Below are 18159 nucleotides of genomic sequence, written 5' to 3'. Positions count from 1 at the left end.
GTTTAAACCGTGACAAGCTCAACATCTGAGCAAGAAGCCGAATGGTGTATGGGTGAACCGAACCCCACCATATATTCAATTCTCGCGAAATAATGTCAAGTCTGAACGAGCGTGGACCACTTTTTCACGCAGCTGTGAGATGTCAATGCAATTTCCTTCGCGGACTGCGAAGGATTTGCTCGTAAATTTACCGAGGAATGGGTAACCTTGCCACGCCGTTTTTCTATACGAAAATCAGTTCCACAGGCCGAACTCCTCGGGTTGGTTGATTCTCTCGGAGGCTGCCTCGTGAAGGCCCGGCTGGGCTAAGGATCGGCCCGAAGGGTGGCGGACAGGCCATGGATGGCCTGTCTATCGGCCTCGGAGGCCAACCGATCAGGCCGCAGCGCAGCAGCCGAAGGGAGGATCAGCCAGTCCATCCGACAACGATGTCGATTTTCATGCTTCGTTGTGACCGTCAGTCATGGGGGGTATATCAGTTCCCCGGGCTAGCCGGCCCTGCCGGAGGCTGCAGCGCGATAGTGAGCAGAGGACGGGTTAAAACCTGTCCCGCCGTTGGCCGCAATTCAGCTGATTTTCATTGTTTTTTTTGAGACTTCCAGCCATGGGGGTTATACAATTTCTGTAAGCAGCTTCCCCGTTTCCCTATACGAACCGTGAGTAACCCCAACGACGCATCGCCGGGTCTGGCTCGGTCAGCGGCCACCGTCTCAATTGCCGTCATGTTCAGCAGAGTCCTCGGCCTGATCAGGGAACAGGTTTTTGCCGCCCTGTTCGGTGCCGGGTATGCCTATGATGCATTCGTGGTCGCTTTCAGGATACCGAATCTTCTCAGAGACCTGTTTGGCGAGGGTGCGCTTTCCGCTGCTTTTGTCGCGGTATTTTCCGACTACAACGCAACCCGCAGCAAGGAAGACACCTGGCGTCTCGCTTCCAATGTGCTGTGCTTCTTTGCCGTTGCCGTGTCAATCATCGTATTGCTGGCCGCACTGAGTGCCGGGTGGATCGTCTCCGTTCTGGCCCACGATTTCGCAGCATCCCCCGGCAAGCTTGCGTTGACGGAGACAATGACCGTCATCATGATGCCCTTCCTGCTCTTTATTTCTCTAGCTGCTGTCGTCATGGGCATGCTTAACACCAAAGGGAAATTTTTTGTTCCGGCCCTGGCTTCGAGTTTTTTCAACCTCGGCTCGATCATCGGCGGTACATCTCTGGCTTTCATCCTGCCGACTTACGGACAGCCGGCAATCGTCGGCATGGCCTGTGGAACCCTGATCGGTGGTTTTCTGCAACTGGCCGTGCAAGTACCAACGCTGAAAAAAACCGGCTTCCGGTTCAAACCAACGCTCAGGCTTACCGATCCCGGACTGGTGCGTATCTTGAAGCTGATGGTGCCGGCGACCATCGGCCTGTCTGCAACCCAGATCAATATCTTTATCAATACAAATTTCGCCGCATCCTGCGCGGAAGGTTCGGTATCCTGGTTGAACTATGCGTTTCGTCTCGTTCAGTTGCCGATCGGTCTGTTCGGCGTGGCCATCTCCATAGCCGCCCTGCCCGTTCTGGCCCGCCAGGTATCCCTGGGCAACACGGAAGAGATGAAACAGACCTTTGTCTCATCCCTGGCGCTGGTATTCTGTCTGACCGTACCGGCGACCATCGGTCTGGTGCTGCTGTCCGAGCAGATTATCGGGATTATTTTCGAGCACGGGGCCTTCTCGGCGCTGGACACCCGAGCAACTGCGGTGGCCCTGTCGCTCTATGCGGTGGGATTGTTCGCCTATTCGGCCAACAAGGTGATCGTGCCGGTCTTTTATGCGATCAATGCCGCCCGGTATCCGGTTATCGGCAGTTTTGGTGCCATTGGCGTGAATATCATCATTGTCCTGCTGACCATCGACGCCTATCAGCACAAGGCGATCGCCCTTTCGACATCCATCACGATGATCGTCAATTTTATCTTCCTGGCAACGGTACTCTATGTGAAAATCGGTGGATTTTCGGTACGATATCTCGGCGCAGGACTGCTCAAGATCAGCGGTGCCGGGATCGTTATGGGCAGTGCACTATTTTACGTTCGGTCGGTTTTTTCTCCTTACGTTTCTTCATCCCTGTTGCCGCAGGTAGCCTTTCTGCTGCTACTCATCGTATCGGCGGCCCTGCTCTACGGAGCCCTGCTACGTCTCTTCGGTCTACCTGAGCTGAACTCCGTGCTGGCGGTCATCGGCAGGATGCGCAGTCGTTTCAGGTCACGCTGATGGGCCGCCGCTCTGTTCAAGAATCTCCAGTTTAGCTTTGATCTCGAGAAGTTCGGTCCTTAGTTCGGCGAGATCCGACTTGGAGGCGCAATCCATTTTTTGCAGTACCGCCTGGACCTGCTCTTCAATTTGTTTTTTCAATTCAGCCCGAGATTCTTCTGATTTTTTCAACAGTTCGGCGACGAGCTTTTCACCTTCTTGTTCTGACAGTTTGCCCTTATCGATCAAATCGCGGGCCACCTCCTCGATTTTCTCCTTGCTGAGACTGAGTACGCCGATACCGGTGAACATTGCCTTCTTGACGAAATCGAACATCATTCCTTCCTCCTCTGGTGGTACGGGGTTCATGCCGCCTGGCGAAAGAATTCGCCGGCGCGTTCAGCGGCCTGTTCAAGCGACGAACTGCTTTGCACTCTACTTGCCAGCAGGTGACCGAAATCGTGGGCAGATGCGAAATAGTGGGTGAATTGTTTCAGTCTGCCGAGCCGCCTCTCCTGCGGAAATCGCTGCTTGAGCAGGTCAATGAACGCGAAGTATAGTCCTTCTCGGGAATACTGCGCAAGGGGTGATTGGCAGCAATACAACTCTCGTGCTATGTCACTGATGAGCCACGGCCAGCGAACCACACCCCGGCCGATCATCAGGCCGGCGGCACCGGTGCATTCGAGACAGCGGCGGGCGTCTTCGACACTGAAGATACCGCCGTTGGCCAGCACCGGCACGTTGAGCCGGTCGGGCAGTCCGTCCAGAAGCTCCCAGCGGGGACGTCGACAGAATTTATCCCCGGCCAGTCGTGCATGGATGGTTATCAGGTCCACTCCTTCGTCTTCCAGAAATCGACAGGTCTGCAGCAATCGGGTTCGATCCGGCTGATCACCGATTCGGATCTTCACACTGACCGGCAGTCTTACAGCTTTGCGCAAACGGCGCAGAACGTTGACAAGTTCGCCGGGCCGATCGAGCAGAAACCTGCCGGCCCCGATTTTTTTTAATTGCGGCGCGGGGCAACCGAGGTTGAGATCGACTCCCTGCGCATCGAGTTCAACGAGCTTGTCCACCGCCGCTTCGATAGTGCTGCTTTCACTGGCATAAATCTGATAAAAAAGGGGGCTCTCCAGAGGGACTCTGATCAGGCCCGGAGATATCGTCTCGTTTTCAGAGGGCAGCCGTTTGGCACTGAGCATTTCCGAAAACAGCAGCCCGACGCCACCGAGTTGGACGAGCAGCGTCCTCAAGGCGGAATGGGACAAGCCAACCATCGGCGCCAGGGCAAGAGGCGGATGGATAGCGAGATCTCTGATCTTCAATACCATGTGGTTCGTACCGTGCGCTTTGAATTGGGGAAAGTGGGCAGCAAGCGATATCGGTCAGATATCGAGGTTAACGACCTGGGTTATATCGTGGGGTTCCATGTTCCGGTAGAATCGCACATGCACCGAAAAGTGTTGGTCGTCATCCCGGTGTCCCTGAACACCGACTATTACACCGAAACATTTCAGGATATTACCGTCAGCCAATCGCATTTCCGAAACGATTTGCCGGCCGAGCAACAAACGGGCGTTTTCCCGGCTCGTGATATGCACGGAAAAACAGAGCCCTCCTCGCGATATATCGGCCAACTCACCCCTGAACTTTCTCTTGCCGGCGTTGCCATACGGGTCGAGCAGCAGGTTGTTGATGAAAATATTTACGCCGTAGCGAGGATATTCGCGGCGATCAGAGCCGGCCATTTTCAAAAGTTCCGGAACGGTATCGTATTTGTTGCAGAAGGCAAAAAGTTTGTTTGCTAGCTCCGGATACGTCGCGGTCAGCATTTCGTAGTTTTCCCGGGATAAGACATGCACCTGGGTTTCGGTCTGGGCAGCGAGCGAGATCGTCCAGACCGAAGCGGAAAAGAATTGGGCAACTCCGATTACCTCGCCGGGCCGAAGCCGTTTCAGAAAAGTTTCCCGGCCGCCGCTTTTACAACTCATGCGAATGATGCCGGCGTTGACAAAATAGAGGCTCGGATCAGTCTCCCCTTCCCTGACAATAATCTCGTCTACCCGGTAGACCTCCTGTTTCATCGCAAAATAGAGCGCGTTGAACTCTTCAGTGGTCATCTGTTCATAGAGCTCGCTCCACACCGCAACATGGTGATTGGAGAGCGAGGAACTCTTTTCTTCTTCGATAATTTCGCCCAGACGGATCACCTCGGACAACGCCAGTGGGTTGATTTCAAGCATTTTGTCACGCAAGAGCTCGGCCGAGGCGAAGTCCTTGTCGCGAGCGGCGGTAACGGCGTTAGCAAAGAGCTTCTGGCCGGCGCGTTCTAGATCGCCCTGTGCGACGAGTTCCTTGACGCTTCTTTCAATTCTCCGCAGCGACCCGGCCTTGTCGGTGTCGGTAGCGAAACGGAAATCCGATTCGACAGAATCTGTTTCTCCGCCCGCCGCTTGCGACTGGTGTCGATAGCGCGGTTCGAGAATGAGCAGAGTGTCCCGGGCGGCGACAATAACCGGATCGGATGGACCGGCATGCCTCTGTCGTTCATCGATCAACTCGTTGAGAGCCGGGATGACATCTCGGGTCGATGAAAACTTAAAAGCGACACAGATCTTGACCAGCAACTCGATATAGGTTTCCCGATTCAGGCTGTCTCGTGACCTGAGCAGGTCGAGCAGAGCAGCGACGACTTCGTCTCCGCCGATCTGACTGAGCTGCATGATAATCTGCATTTTCAGATCGTCATGCACCAACGGCAGGGCCTCGATCAGACGACGCTGCAGTTTCCCGCCACTGATCTTGACCATGCAGCTCAAAACCTGCTGCTGGACTCTGATGTCTGGATGAGATAAGTAGGGCCTGACGATATTGTATAAAGAACCGTTGTTGAGTTCGGAGATGATGAAAACGATGTTGCGGATAACATACCACGGCGGCTTTTTGTCAAGACACTCTGCGAGCACCGGGACGGCGACATTGCCGGTTCCGGGGATCAACTTGATCAATTGCAGACGCTCCTCCTTGCTCTGTGAATGCATCAGGCGATTGAGAAGATAGACCACCGAGCGGCGCCCGAGGTTCGTCATGATCGTTTCGGCGCTATACTTCAGATTGGTCCGTTCCTGCAGATAGCAGGTTGCCAGGGTATCAAGGAGCTGTTTGGTTGCCAGGCTCTCCAGCAGCTTGACAGCCATGCCGCGGATCGAGTTGTTGCGATCGACAACCCCTTCCTGAATATGGTGCAGGGTGATCAGCAGCGGTTCGGTTTCCGACCAATATTTCTTATTGCCCAGGAGCTTCTGGGCGAGTTTGTGCAGTTGACTGCAGGCGATGCCGAATCCGCTGATGTATTTTTCTTCGCACTGTATCCAGGCTACCAGCGGCTTGAACGTGTTGAGCAGGAGCTCGAGGTCGTTATACTGGTCGAGCGCGGCCGAGCTTTTGCTTAAGGCATCAACCGCTTGCTCACGCAAGTCGTGGTCACCGTCGCAAACCAGGTTGCCGAGCATGGCCAGGGTATCATGAACAATCTGGCGCTGACCCGATTGATAACAGTGGAGAAGATGGGAGCCGAGAGCGGAAGCAATTTCCTGTCGGAGTAATACTTCACGGTCTCCGGCAAGGAATTGCTGGACGGCGTGATTTATTTTATCTCTGTTTTTTTCCTGTTCCGCCTCCAACAGTACCTGTCTAGCTTTCTCCAAGGCCCGTTGCTGTTTCACGTGTCGTCTGCCCGTCAGAGGTGATGGCAAGAGAGGCGGTCTGCCCCTCCACACCGGATTATCCGGACTCTGTGGCGCGCTCCCCTGCCGGAAATGGACAGATGTCCGTCATCGATCCGTGTCCGGCAGGTCCTTCAAGCTCTTGGAGTCCCGGCGGGACCGAGTTAGTTCTAATTGCCGATAGGCTCGCCGAACGGATTGAGCTGTTTGGCGGCGGCAACATCCGAGGTAATGTATAACTCGACATAAGTCTTGCCGAGGGCACCGCCGAAACCTTCGGAAAGAACGACCATACAGGTCTTGTTCGGTTTCGTGAAAGCGAGCAGGATGTTTTCATAGGAAGCTTCTCCGACATGCTTCCATTGATTGTTCTTCATTGAAGAAATGACGAAGTCTTTGAGCGAATTGATTTCGACCCGACCGGTGTAGTGAAGAATGCCGCCGCGAAACGATTCAGTTTTAATGGACATCGTCTTTTTCAGGTCCAACTCCATCTCAGCCGGCAATTCGATATCATCGAAGTTGCTTATGACACTTGGGATCGGACTGATCTCGACCGGCGGAACCGTGGCCGACTGCCGGGCGCAACCGCCAAGACCGGTGAAAAAAGAGAAAGAAACGATACAGATCAGGGCGGTCTTCAGGACTCCTTTAAACATAGTGGTTCTCCATTTTCCTTGCCGGTAAGATTGATGGTGTGTACAAATGTACCTGTCTTGTGCATTTTCAGGATGGAGCAGTTCACGAAAAAGCGGAAACGAGTTCCCTGAGGCAGGCCCCAGATCATCACTCCGTTTCGTTAAAAATAGCGTGCTTCATCGATAGATTGTAATCGATTCAAATAAGAACCACAAGATTGTTGGCGCTCCAAAAACGCAACGGCGTCTCCGTCTTCCGATGGAACCAATCTGCAAGCATTTGCGTCCACCCCATTTCCCGACAGATGATCAGATGAAAGAACACGTGGTCGAAATTGGTGGTTACCCGATCCGCCTCGGTCAGTTTCTCAAGCACGCCTCGGTCGTTTCCGACGGCGCTGCAGCAAAAGAGCTTATCCGCACCCATCGCATCGAGGTAAACGGCGTCATCGAGACACGTCGCGGCCGGCAATTGCAGCCGGGAGACCGAGTCTGCTTCGATACTACCTGTTACATCTGCCGTTGACCGATACCATGGCTAACCAATTGCCGTTACGCGAACAATCGCCCCTGGCCGAGCGGTTACGACCGGAAAGACTCGATGATTTTTTCGGCCAGCACCACCTTCTCGGGCCAGGGAAATTCCTGCACAGCCTGGTATCCTCGGGTTCTATCCCGTCCCTGATTTTCTGGGGACCACCCGGTACCGGGAAGACGAGCCTGGCCAAGATCATAGCCCGTCGTATCGGCGGCCACTTCGTCTTCTTTTCAGCAGTTCTTTCCGGTGTCAAGGAGATCAGGGAGATTGTCGCCACGGCCCGGGAACGACTGGCAACCAGCAAGCAGCAGACCGTCTTGTTCGTTGATGAAATTCATCGTTTCAACAAAAGCCAGCAGGACGCGTTTCTGCCCCATGTAGAAAACGGTGTATTAAAGTTGCTCGGCGCAACCACTGAAAATCCGTCGTTCCAGGTCATCGCGCCCCTGTTGTCCCGCTGTCGGGTTATCGTGTTGGAGCCGTTGCAGGATGAAGATTTGTTAAAAATCTTCCGGCGGGCGTTAACCGATAGTGAGAAAGGTCTCGGCAAACATAACCTGGACCTTACCGACGAGGCAGAGGCGCTGTTGGTTGAATTGGCCGATGGCGATGCCCGCCGGGGGCTCACGATTCTCGAGGTGGCGGCAACCCTGACACTGCAACAGCATGGCGACCAAGACACGGCAGCGGTGCTGACGGCAGAGATTATCGCCGAAGCGGCGCAGAAAAAGACCCTGCGTTACGATAAGCGGGGCGAAGAGCATTTCAACCTGATATCCGCTCTGCATAAGAGCCTTCGTGATTCCGACCCGGACGGCGCTCTCTACTGGTTTTATCGGATGATCGAGGGGGGAGAAGACCCGCTCTACATTTCCCGGCGTTTAACCAGGTTTGCCGCAGAGGATATCGGCCTTGCCGACCCGCAGGCCCTGGTCCAGGCCAATGCCGGCAGATCCGCATTTCAAGCCTTGGGGCCGCCGGAAGGACTGCTGGCATTGGCGCAAGTCGTTGTCTACCTGGCCACCGCTCCGAAAAGCAACGCGGTCTATGCCGCGGCCAACGAGGCAACCGCGTTAATCGCAAAAACCGGGTCCCTCCCCGTTCCGATGCACATCAGAAATGCGACGACCGGGCTCATGAAACAGCTCGGTTATGGGAAGGGCTACCGGTATGCACACGACGACAAGGATGCACTGGTCAGTCAGACTCATTTGCCCGAAGAGCTTGCCGGAAGAATTCTGTACCGGCCGACCAATCGCGGCTACGAAGCACTCGTCAAAGATCGTCTGGAAAAATGGCGAACCATCTTAAAGAGCAGAGAACAATGAAAGCAAAAGATACTTTCCCCATCGGTCCCCTGATTGCAATCCTCTTTCTCGGCTCCTCGCTCCTCTTCCAGCCGTCGTCCGGTTGGGCCGAGCCGGCCGACTTTGCCGTCTTTTTTTCCGGCAATGTTTTTGGCGAACTCGAGGCCTGCGGCGGCTGAGGCGCCAACAAACTGGGCGGACTGTCCAGAAAGGCAGGAAGAATCGATGAAATCGCGAGGGAGCACAACCTCCCCTATCTGCTGGTTGACGGGGGGAACCTGCTGTTCAACCGTCCCGGCGTCGACGCCTCCGGGCAGCAAAAGGTCCGAGTTGAGACGATGGCAGCCGTCTATCGGCAGATGAACTATGATGGCGTTGCCGTCGGTGCCTATGATCTGGCGGCCGGCCTCGATGTCGTCTTGACGGCGGGTAGGCTTGGCGTGCCGTGGGTTTCCGCCAACCTGACGGATACAAACAACACTTTGCTCTTCACGCCGTATCGCAGCGTCCGTGTCGGCACGCTGCGTGTTGCCGTGATTGGCCACACGGCCGAGGACGATGCTCGTGGGCCAGACGAGTATCTGGTTATCCCGGCAAACGAGGCCCTCTCCGGTCTGCTGCCGGACATATCCGATGATCACGACCTGATTGTCCTACTGAGCAGCGGCTCTATCACACAGGCAACGCAGATTGCCGAACGTTTTCCGGAGATCGATCTGATTGTCGGAGCCGACCCGAAACGTGACAGTGTTCCCTCTTTTCTTGCCAACAACGCAATTGTCGTGCAATCCGGCAACCGCGGCATGTCGCTCGGTTTTCTCAAGGCTCGTTGGACAGGACAACCGTGGGGGATCGATCCGGAGCAGGAACGGGCTCGCCTGATGGAGCGACTGGCCTCGCTTTCCTGGCAGATTAGTCGGCTCACGAATCAGAGTCATCGAGAACCGTCTGCCTCCAGCCGAAAAATGGAGGCGTTGCTAAGTGCTCAACAGCAGGCCGAAACGGAGTTGGCCCGGATAACAGCAACACGTTCCGAGAGCGTCACCGGCGACAGTCCAAGCACGTTGCAGGCGCTCCTGCTGCCGTTGCGTAGCTCCTTTGCCGAGGACCCGACAATCCGTGCTTTGATAGATACAGGAAAACAGCGCGCCATGGCACAGAACGGGAACAACTAAGAAAAAGACCCGGTTGCCGCTGTTGCGACAACCGGGTCTCCATCATCCGCCTCAACCTGCCGGGCGGGAAAAACGCGCGAGCGAGCGGCTAGCAGCCAAACGCTTTTTGCAGGTTCGGAACGGTCTGTTTCTTGCGGCTCATCATGCCGTCAATCCACATTGAATTGTTTTCCAGCTTACCGTTGAAAGCTTTTTCGATCAATGCCGGATCGTCAGACAGCACGACCAGATCGGTGCCCTCCTTGACAACATCGGTCAGCATCAGCAGAACACTGTGACGCCCTTCCGCCTTGACTGCTTCCATCGCCTTGAACAGTTCACCGCGCACATCGGCAACCTGGTCGATGGTGGCCAGTTCGAGTTGGCCGACGCCCACTTTTTGGCCTTTCATATCAAAATCCTTGTAATCGCGGAAGAGCAGGTCTTTGGCCGGTACGCCGGCAACTGCCGATTTGGCTTTGAGCATATCCATGAACAGCGCGTCGGTATCGGCTACACCGGCGACGGTTTTAAGGTCGGCGACAGCGGCTTTGTCATCATCGGTACAGGTCGGCGATTTGAAATTCACCGTGTCGCTCAAGATAGCGGCAAGCATACCGCCGGCCACATCTTTGGGGATGGCCACGCCAGCTTCCTTGAACATTTTGTTTAGTACGGTTCCGGTACACCCGACCGGCTCGGCCCGGAAAAGGATTGGGGTGTTGGTCGTCACATCACCGATTTTGTGATGATCGACAATGGCAACCACTTCCGCTTCGGCTAGATTGGCGGGTCCCTGGGCAAGATCGCTGAAATCGACGAGTGCGATCTGCTTGCCGGCTGCGTCGGAGATCTGCTCCGGCATCGCCAGACCGAAACGCTCGATGACCACTTTGGATTCGGGATTCAGCGCGTCTGCCGAGCTCTGCATACAGGCTTTGGCATCCTTACCCTGTGCTTTCAAAAGAGCTGCATATGCGATTGCCGAGGTAACGGAGTCGGTATCGGGGTTCGAATGGCCTACCACACAAATTGTCATGTTGTTCCTCCCTGTGAATGAATTTCTTTTACATTTTTTCGTAGTGGAAACGCTGTCATAAATTATGACATTTCTTATCTGAGACAGTCGCCTAGCATAGTGTTTTCGCCGGTGTCAGTCAAGCAGAAAAGCAGCGGCAACGACGCTGCGCACAGCACCTGCCGTTTGCTTGAAGGTCACGATAACCAGCTGATACGGTATCTCTTTTCCCGGTATTTTCGAAGAACAATTCGTTCGTGACTTCTCACTGATGAGACAGTATAGTGGGTCAGCTGAATGAGTCCGGTAAAATAGCCACCCCTATCCTGTCGCTTGCAATGACCGAACAGAATCAGACTCCTCCACCAAAACGGCGTGTAGAGCGGAACGCAACAGCTAAATTCGTTATCGGGTTGCTGTTTCTGATCATCGCTGCACTCGGCACCATCTACGTTCTGTTTCCTGAATCTCTGGATACGTTCACCGCCTGGACCGACCGCTCGAAGACCATACCCAGTGGGCAATCACCGGCCGAATCAGCCGAAGATCGGGGCCAACCGGAGCAGGACGACCGTGCCGCAGATACCTCCGTTGCCACCGGCGCAGATGGCTCGGTCAGGCCCTCCGAGTCCCTACCCTCGGAGACTAGCGGGCGACTCTCAGATACAGCGTTGCCAACCATCGCACCGATCGGCCGAACCGAAAACGAAGGCCGCGACCAGTCTGCCGCCGAAGAAACTTCCCGGGAAATAGGCTGCGCACGGCTTGCCGATCCTGTTGAAAATTTTTTCGACACACTTGATACCCGACCGTATCTGCATGCCTTTCAACTCGACGAAAGAAGCAGCAGCTATTTTCCGCAACTGATTCAGAAACTCGTCGACAACCCGCCGGTGGTCACCGGAGAAACCGACGACCTGTTCACCATCCTGCAAAATACCGCACATTTTTTCCGTATCATCGGCAAAAAGAACATCCTCGTGCTTAAAGGCATTCTCGATCGCGAACGGGACACCTTTGAGCAGGTTCTCGCAGATTTCTACCAATTGACCGACTATCCTGATTGCCTGCAGCAGCGGTTCGACCTGGAGATCGGCGATGAGCCGCTATACCAGTACGCCGGTTTTTTTCTCAACACGATGGGCGGCCGGCTCTATCTGTTTCGCCGCGATTCGATGTCCAGAATGGTGGTCGTTTACTATGCGATCCTGACCATCGACCAGGCCAACCGGGAAGGCAGGAACAAATACGGCATCGACGTCGGCCCCGCTATCGACCGGTTGATCAATGAGATAGAAAGCAGCAACATTGATCTGCGTTTGCGCGATCGCTACCTCGAAACACTCTATGGACTGGAAGGAAAATACCAGTAACTGCACCATGAAGGCTCCCCTGGCAGACAACCAGCTTAATCCCCAGACGACCGTTAGCCGTGCGGTTTGGATCTCTTTCGACAACCGCCCCGACTAGTTTGCAAGCAACCCGATATGACGAGTATCTCTCCCGCCTTGGTTAGCCAGATTTACAACAGATCAGGAGCCTCCGGCAGTACCGGCGTGTCGTCGTCGGCCCCGGCTGGACACGAATCTTCCGCTGCGGACGCACCGGTCGGCTTCATCGACGATATTGTCGAGGTATCGTCGCAAGCTCGGCGTAATGCACTATCAGATGGTGCCAGTTCTCGCGGCGACGATGCAAAACGATCGACAGCTCCCGGTCACCCCGAGCGGTCTGCTGCCGCTGCCGAACAGACCGTGGTGCGCGAGTTGCAGAGCCGCGACCGAGAAGTCCGAACACACGAACAGGCCCACCTTGCCGCCGCCGGTGCCTATGCCCGGGGAGGCGCCTCCTTCGTCTACCAGAAAGGTCCTGATGGCCGCATGTACGCAGTCGGAGGAGAGGTCGGCATCGATGTTGGCCGTGCTGCTACGCCGGAAGAAACCATCGTCAAAATGCAGACCGTCAGACGCGCGGCATTGGCTCCGGCCGAACCGTCCGCCGCCGATCGCCGGATTGCCGCTCAGGCTTCGATCAGGCTCGCAGAAGCTCAGCGTGAACTGCAAGCCGCTGCATCGCATGAGCAGGACACGGCGGCAGACGGTTCGGCCGGCGATGGTTCAGTTTCGTCTTCTCCGCAAGCGGCGCCAATTCCCGCTGCCGAAGGAGCTCCCGACAACAGGAGACTGCTGATTATCGCCGCCTACCAGGCGGTCACCGAACTCTTCTCGCCACGGCCCGGGTAATAATGGCAATCACCGACTCAGTCGCATCGCTCTTTTCCTTTATCCAACGCAGCCCGACTCCGTTTCATGCCGTCGCCACCATGCGACAACGCCTGTTGTCTGCCGGCTTCAGTGAACTGCCGGAAGGAAAGCCGTGGCTCCATGTCGGCACCAAGGGTTTTGTCTGCCGGGCCGGCTCCCTGATCGCTTTTTCGTTTCATCCGGAAGCCCCCTTAACTGATGGGGTGCGTATTATCGGCGCCCACACTGACAGCCCCGCTCTCCAGATAAAACCGAACATCAGTCGTCGATCACCGCCGTATCTGGCCGCCGGAGTCGAGGCCTACGGCGGGGCGCTACTTCGCTCCTGGTTCGACCGTGATTTGTCACTCGCCGGCAGAGTTTGCTGTCGCACGCAGGAGGGTTCCGGGGAGATCGTGCTCGTCGATTTTGAACGACCGGTCGTCTGCATTCCCAGCCTCGCTCTCCATCTTGACCGAAAGGCCAATGAGGGGCAGGAAATCAACGTCCAACGCGATCTCTGCCCGATCATCGGACTCGATTCCGACAGCGCCCCCGCTACCCTGCAGGAAATGGTGCTCGACCGGATAAAGGCGGTTTACCCGGATCTCCGCGCAACCGAGGTGCTCGGCCTTGATCTGTTCTGCTACGACCGCACTCCCCCCTACCTGGCCGGCCTGAATGACGAATTTATCGCGTCTCCCCGCCTGGACAACCTGCTCAGCTGTCACATCGGGATCGAGGCCATCTGCAGTCACCAGGGTCCGAGCAACTGCCTGTTGTTCTGTCTCAACCATGAAGAAATCGGCTCAACCAGCTATAGCGGTGCGCAGGGCAATTTCCCTGCCGTCATCATCGATCGACTCCTGCCGACCAGCGAAGATCGAGCCATCTGCCTGCATCATTCACTGCTTCTTTCATTGGACAATGCCCACGCGACCCATCCAAACTATCGTGACCGGTCGGATGAAAATCATGAGATTCTGCTGAACCGCGGTCCGGTGATCAAGCTCAATGCCGCCCAGCGCTACAGTTCTACGGCCGCATCGGCGGCGATTTTTCGGATGATTGCCGTAGAGGCGGGATTAACGACACAGGATTTCGTAATGCGCAGCGACCTGGCCTGCGGCAGTACCATCGGTCCGCTGACCGCGGCGAAGCTCGGTGTTGAAGCGGTCGATGTCGGCGCACCTACCTGGGGGATGCATGCCATCCGCGAGATGACCGGAGTCAAAGATCCCGATTTGCTGCTCCGGGCCGTCGATCATTTTGTCAATCGTCCCGTTCTGCCGGTAATCAGCGAACGCTGGTAGACGCGAGGATGTGGGCGGCGATTCCGTTCCCGTTGTTCAGACGGCCAGATCTATTTGTTGTATCGTGCCGGTCGAACCGTTTTCAGAGAGAAATAATCCGGTCGACCGAACCTGGCCATGGAGATTGTTCGACTCGTCCTTCAGAGCAAACGGCGTGTTGACATGTTCCAGGTAGATGGCGCCGACTCCTTTCTGACCAAGGGAAAACAAGTGCGACTGCCCTGCCTCATCGCGGGTCCAGATACGCAATCGGTCGTAGACGGCGTCGTTTTCATCGATCCAACCGTTGCGATCGGAATCGAATTGCTGCAGTTCGGCGAACCCCTCACCACTGAGTGGCCCGAACAATTCGCTGCCGTCATTAATGACCTCATCGCCATTTCGATCCAGGGCGAGAAAGCCGCTGCCCGCGCCGACGAAGTGGATCTGATCGGAAGCTCCGTCATGATCGATGTCAAAAGCGAATCGTGTATCGGACAATTCGGCGGCTGTCCCGGCAAAATTGATTACCAGCGGATCCTTCAGAGCATCTCCGGCGCGAAGGGAGACATGTTCTTCGCTGAAGAACTCCCTGCTCATGGTTAATCGCGCCTGAAAGGAGATTTCTTGCCCATCTGCGGTAACGATGGTTCCCTCGGCGCTGAAGTCGGTTTGTTCCTGTTCGTAATGCGATTCGTAATATTCATAAATGATCCCCCAGCCCTCTTCGCCGGCGGCGTCTTTGGCGGCAGCATGCTTTTCGCCTGCAGGAGCGGCTGTGTCTGCCTGCTTCGCAGTAAATCGGGCCGGATCTTCAATTTCGATTTTTTTCCCGAACATGCGTTCGAACAATGCCTTGAGTATTCTCATCTTGAGATCGGCTATCGGCATGTCCTCCGGGTCGATCCCTCCCGCCAATTCCCGAACGAACCGCGGCTGAGCCTTACCGGCCGCTGATACATCGACCAGCACCGCTTCCCGCTGGGCGATGAATGCCTGAGCGTCCCGTGCCGCTCCGGCACCGTCGGCAACCTGTAGTTGCCGGCCGGCTTGCCAGGCGGTCATTGTTTCCCTGACAGTATGTTCTTCCTGGTGAACGTGGTCACTGGTAAGATTGATTGCAGATGCGGCGATGATCACGGCATGCCCTCCATGGCAGGTGATGTTGTTGGCTGGGGGGTCGTCGTCCTGACAAACCGGTCCCCATCACGTATCGGCGCAATCGACGTTCATCTTAAGTGCTGCACCACTATTTTTTTTAAAACAGTGCGGTCTGCAATCCGGTCAGGCGATTGTCATTGCAGCACAGGGGTCTCGGCAAGAATAGTTGAACAGATGATTGTTTTCCTTTGCTTGCCAATACCTCTTGTCGTAGAATGGAGGTCATCTTTTCTACGGAGGAGAAAGAGCCGTTATCTTTCTTAGCGGTTTCGGAAAAACCGGTGTGCCCCGGCGATCACTATGTCAGACGAAAATAGGTGGTTGATGGTTAGGCAAACACGGTTTTGACGATTTCGTCAACCTTTCACTACAAGGAGGCACCATGAGAAAATCGTTCATTGTGGGGCTGGCCTGTTTTGCGATCACAGCACTGACGGCGTGGGGAGCCTTCGGTGCCGGCGGTCCGAAACCGGAGCCACTACCCAAGGCGAAGACAATCAAGGAACTTGCTGAACGCTATGATTCCAGTAGTTGCATGGATTGTCACGAAGACATCCACGACGAGTGGTCCAATTCTCTGCACGCGCGGTCGATCCTCGGCACTCCCCGAACAGCACCGACGATCATCACTGCCATTGAGAACGGGTTGAAAATTTTCCCCTACTCCGGTGTTACCAAAGATGAGGATATTACTGTTGAGCACTTGATGATGTGCGCCAAATGCCACCTTCCGCAGCTCGATGAAGCAACGGACGATGTCGCCCGGGAGATCGTCGCGACCATCCGCGGCTGGCAGCAGGCATACCGAGACGGAGACTATGACAAGGTCGACGAACTACAGGAAACCATCGAGAGCCTGAATATCGGCTGCACCGTCTGTCACAACAAACTGGCGTTTATCCATAAGTGGGCCGACGGCTACGCCCAGCCTGACACCATCTACGGCGCCATGGAAGGCGACCACGAAGATGAGGTCTACACCAAGATGGCCGAAGCGCCGGCCCTTGGCGAGTCGATTTTCTGCGGTCAGTGCCACGGTCTCGGTCCCAACTTCGAGCTCGAACATCCTTCGCAGTGCGCCACTCTGTACGGCAGTTACCTTTACTCTTACGTGGCTCACGGCGGCAGTGAATCGTGCCAGGAATGTCACATGGAGAAATCGGGACTCGGCCACGACATGCAATCATACAAAAGTGATGAGATGATTGATATGGCCGTCGATGTCACGGTGGAAGGACGCTCGTTGTTCTGGCGAAAGAACAAGGAAGACGGTGTTCTGCCGATCGGCGTCATCAATGTCGAGATTTACAACAAGGCGGGCCACGTTATCCCGGACGGCTGACCGACTCCGAACCGGCTGGTCCTGGATGTGACCGCGACAAACACTGATGACAAAGTTATTTACAATAGCCAGAAAATCTACATGCCGTTCCCGGGAAGATTGGGACAGGGCAAAGAAATGGGCCGCGGCCCCTACGAGAAGAGCGGCCTGCTCCGGGAAACAAGCATCCCGGCGCTGACCAGAAAACATGAGACGTTCGAAATTACCTACCCGTTTGAAGATGTTGAAAAAGATGGGAAGACCACGAGAGAACTAATCAATGACGAGCTCAATGTCACGGTTACGCTCTGGTACCTGCCCTTCGGTGAGTTCGACGGCAACGAAGTTGCCTGGTATGAGGAAGAGAAAAAACTCGATCTGCAGACCGAATGGGTTTGGAGATAGACTCATCCAGAAGAAACTATCGACGTAATTCCTGACCGCGGGGAGATGTGCGGGTGGTGTCTTGGAAAAGACGAAAGCCGCCCATCTCCCCGCCAATGTTATCCGCCGCTCGCTTACCCTGCCTGGTCACCGCAACCCACCGGCGACTCTTGTCTCTTCACCAGTTCATCATTACTCTATTGAAAACTCGTTAAGATAGCGACGTCCGGCAACTGACACTTAATAGTGAAGTGTTTCCGGCTCGCTACCATCAGAGATCCGCGCAAAACTACGATCACCGATCAGGCAGGCGTGGTTCTCTTGTATTCTGCTGCAGTGCAATTGCACGGCGATTTCCGCTCATTTTCATCGAGGCGTTGCGTTCGCCCTCAGTCCCAATTTGGATGCCCGGCCTCTCGGTGAAACCGGCGAAAGAGAGTGGAAAAGATGTTACACACCTTTATTAATTAATTATTTACTTTATTAATTGCGCCGAAATTGGTAAAATCCTGTGCGAAGGATGATCGTGACGATTACAACTCAAGGAGGAATTACTATGAAGAATCATTGGCTACGGCTTGGTATCCCACTTACCCTCTTGGCTGTGACGCTGTTGTTTGCCGGATGTGCCCGGGACACGGCAAGCGTTGCCCAGCAGGAGCAGGCATCAAGCGCCCAGACAGAAAAGCAGGCAGCCGCTGTCTATACCGGCTCCATCGTCGGCAAGTCAAACAAGGCCCAAACGGTATCAATCGAAGTGGGCAAAGGTGCCGACGCTCAGACCTACATGCTCAAATTCGATGACGATACCACCGGTATTGAACATGCAGAACCTGGCGAAGCGGCAATAATCAATTGGGAACAGCGAGGCGAAGACAAGTTCGCCGTTGATATCAAGCCGAAGCTGGCCACCCTGCCGGAAGGCGTGACCGAAATCGATGTCGATGAGCTATACCAGCTGATCGAAAACGATACTCCGATGGTTCTTGCCGATGCACGGCCGGAATCAAGGTACAACCAAGCGCATCTGCCTGGAGCAGTCAATCTTCCGGTTCCGCTCTTGACAGAAAAAAAGGAAGCGGTACTACCGAAAGACAAAGACACCCTGCTGATTTTCTACTGCGGCGGCTTCACCTGA

The 18159-nt window shown here is 55.2% G+C and carries 16 protein-coding genes; 10 read left to right on the top strand and 6 right to left on the bottom strand.

The window, feature by feature from the left end; translation table 11 throughout:
• Positions 1 to 656: 656 nt before the first annotated feature.
• Positions 657 to 2258: a murein biosynthesis integral membrane protein MurJ gene (murJ, locus tag BUC26_RS04945; RefSeq protein ID WP_073373841.1), complete on the top strand. Its 1602-nt coding sequence runs from the start codon at positions 657 to 659 to the stop codon at positions 2256 to 2258.
• On the opposite strand, the gene BUC26_RS04940 is transcribed toward murJ, so the two are convergent.
• The 4 genes from BUC26_RS04940 to BUC26_RS04925 form a co-directional block, all read right to left on the bottom strand.
• Complete coding sequence (locus BUC26_RS04940; protein WP_073373839.1) at positions 2250 to 2576, bottom strand: phasin family protein; 327 nt, start codon at positions 2574 to 2576, stop codon at positions 2250 to 2252. The two genes, murJ and BUC26_RS04940, sit on opposite strands and share 9 nt — an antisense overlap.
• A 26-nt stretch (positions 2577 to 2602) precedes the next feature.
• The gene (locus BUC26_RS04935; protein WP_073373837.1) at positions 2603 to 3571 is read right to left on the bottom strand and encodes a tRNA-dihydrouridine synthase family protein; all 969 of its coding nucleotides are present in this window, start codon (positions 3569 to 3571) and stop codon (positions 2603 to 2605) included.
• A gap of 54 nt (positions 3572 to 3625) precedes the next feature.
• Entirely contained in the window at positions 3626 to 5965 is a 2340-nt protein-coding gene (locus BUC26_RS04930; RefSeq protein WP_143165912.1) for a cyclic nucleotide-binding domain-containing protein, read from the bottom strand.
• Between the two features lie 170 nt (positions 5966 to 6135).
• Positions 6136 to 6624: a hypothetical protein gene (locus tag BUC26_RS04925; RefSeq protein ID WP_084540457.1), complete on the bottom strand. Its 489-nt coding sequence runs from the start codon at positions 6622 to 6624 to the stop codon at positions 6136 to 6138.
• Between the two features lie 292 nt (positions 6625 to 6916).
• Here BUC26_RS04925 and BUC26_RS04920 point away from each other — a divergent pair, with 292 nt between their 5' ends.
• From BUC26_RS04920 to BUC26_RS04910, 4 genes are all read left to right on the top strand, one after another.
• Positions 6917 to 7129, top strand: coding sequence for an RNA-binding S4 domain-containing protein (locus BUC26_RS04920; protein ID WP_073373833.1), 213 nt, complete (start codon positions 6917 to 6919; stop codon positions 7127 to 7129).
• A gap of 8 nt (positions 7130 to 7137) precedes the next feature.
• Complete coding sequence (locus BUC26_RS04915) at positions 7138 to 8469, top strand: replication-associated recombination protein A (RefSeq protein ID WP_073374067.1); 1332 nt, start codon at positions 7138 to 7140, stop codon at positions 8467 to 8469.
• Positions 8466 to 8627, top strand: coding sequence for a hypothetical protein (locus BUC26_RS23390; protein WP_153307076.1), 162 nt, complete (start codon positions 8466 to 8468; stop codon positions 8625 to 8627). The genes BUC26_RS04915 and BUC26_RS23390 overlap by 4 nt, the downstream gene beginning before the upstream one ends.
• A gap of 159 nt (positions 8628 to 8786) precedes the next feature.
• Positions 8787 to 9623: a bifunctional UDP-sugar hydrolase/5'-nucleotidase gene (locus BUC26_RS04910; protein WP_073373831.1), complete on the top strand. Its 837-nt coding sequence runs from the start codon at positions 8787 to 8789 to the stop codon at positions 9621 to 9623.
• 88 nt (positions 9624 to 9711) lie between these two features.
• Here the strand turns inward: BUC26_RS04910 and BUC26_RS04905 are convergent, their stop codons facing one another.
• Positions 9712 to 10641 carry a manganese-dependent inorganic pyrophosphatase gene (locus BUC26_RS04905; protein WP_073373829.1) on the bottom strand — a complete coding sequence of 310 codons (930 nt, stop codon included), beginning with the start codon at positions 10639 to 10641 and terminating at the stop codon, positions 9712 to 9714.
• Positions 10642 to 10904: 263 nt separating this feature from the next.
• On the opposite strand from BUC26_RS04905, the gene BUC26_RS04900 reads away from it, so the two are divergent.
• The 3 genes from BUC26_RS04900 to BUC26_RS04890 all read left to right on the top strand — a co-directional run bounded on the left by BUC26_RS04900 (position 10905) and on the right by BUC26_RS04890 (position 14176).
• Complete coding sequence (locus tag BUC26_RS04900) at positions 10905 to 11993, top strand: hypothetical protein (RefSeq protein WP_143165911.1); 1089 nt, start codon at positions 10905 to 10907, stop codon at positions 11991 to 11993.
• A 114-nt stretch (positions 11994 to 12107) separates the two neighbouring features.
• On the top strand, positions 12108 to 12863 hold the full coding sequence (locus BUC26_RS04895; protein WP_084540456.1) for a putative metalloprotease CJM1_0395 family protein: 756 nt from the start codon (positions 12108 to 12110) through the stop codon (positions 12861 to 12863).
• A gap of 2 nt (positions 12864 to 12865) precedes the next feature.
• Positions 12866 to 14176 carry a M18 family aminopeptidase gene (locus tag BUC26_RS04890; RefSeq protein WP_073373823.1) on the top strand — a complete coding sequence of 437 codons (1311 nt, stop codon included), beginning with the start codon at positions 12866 to 12868 and terminating at the stop codon, positions 14174 to 14176.
• Between the two features lie 36 nt (positions 14177 to 14212).
• Here BUC26_RS04890 and BUC26_RS04885 read toward each other — a convergent pair whose 3' ends face one another.
• A complete protein-coding gene (locus tag BUC26_RS04885; RefSeq protein ID WP_073373821.1) occupies positions 14213 to 15295 on the bottom strand; it encodes a hypothetical protein in 1083 nt (360 codons plus the stop codon).
• Between the two features lie 403 nt (positions 15296 to 15698).
• Between BUC26_RS04885 and extKL the strand changes: the two genes are divergently transcribed.
• Entirely contained in the window at positions 15699 to 17042 is a 1344-nt protein-coding gene (gene extKL / locus BUC26_RS04880; protein WP_248595805.1) for a multiheme c-type cytochrome (seleno)protein ExtKL, read from the top strand.
• A gap of 535 nt (positions 17043 to 17577) precedes the next feature.
• Positions 17578 to 18159 (top strand): rhodanese-like domain-containing protein, encoded by a 582-nt coding sequence (locus BUC26_RS04870; protein ID WP_073373815.1) that lies wholly within the window; start codon positions 17578 to 17580, stop codon positions 18157 to 18159.

Origin of the sequence: Desulfofustis glycolicus DSM 9705 (genome assembly GCF_900130015.1) — a bacterium.
In the GTDB taxonomy this organism is placed as follows: domain Bacteria; phylum Desulfobacterota; class Desulfobulbia; order Desulfobulbales; family Desulfocapsaceae; genus Desulfofustis; species Desulfofustis glycolicus.
The sequence above is the reverse complement of the archived record's forward strand: the minus strand, read 5'-3'. Positions and strand labels throughout refer to the sequence as shown.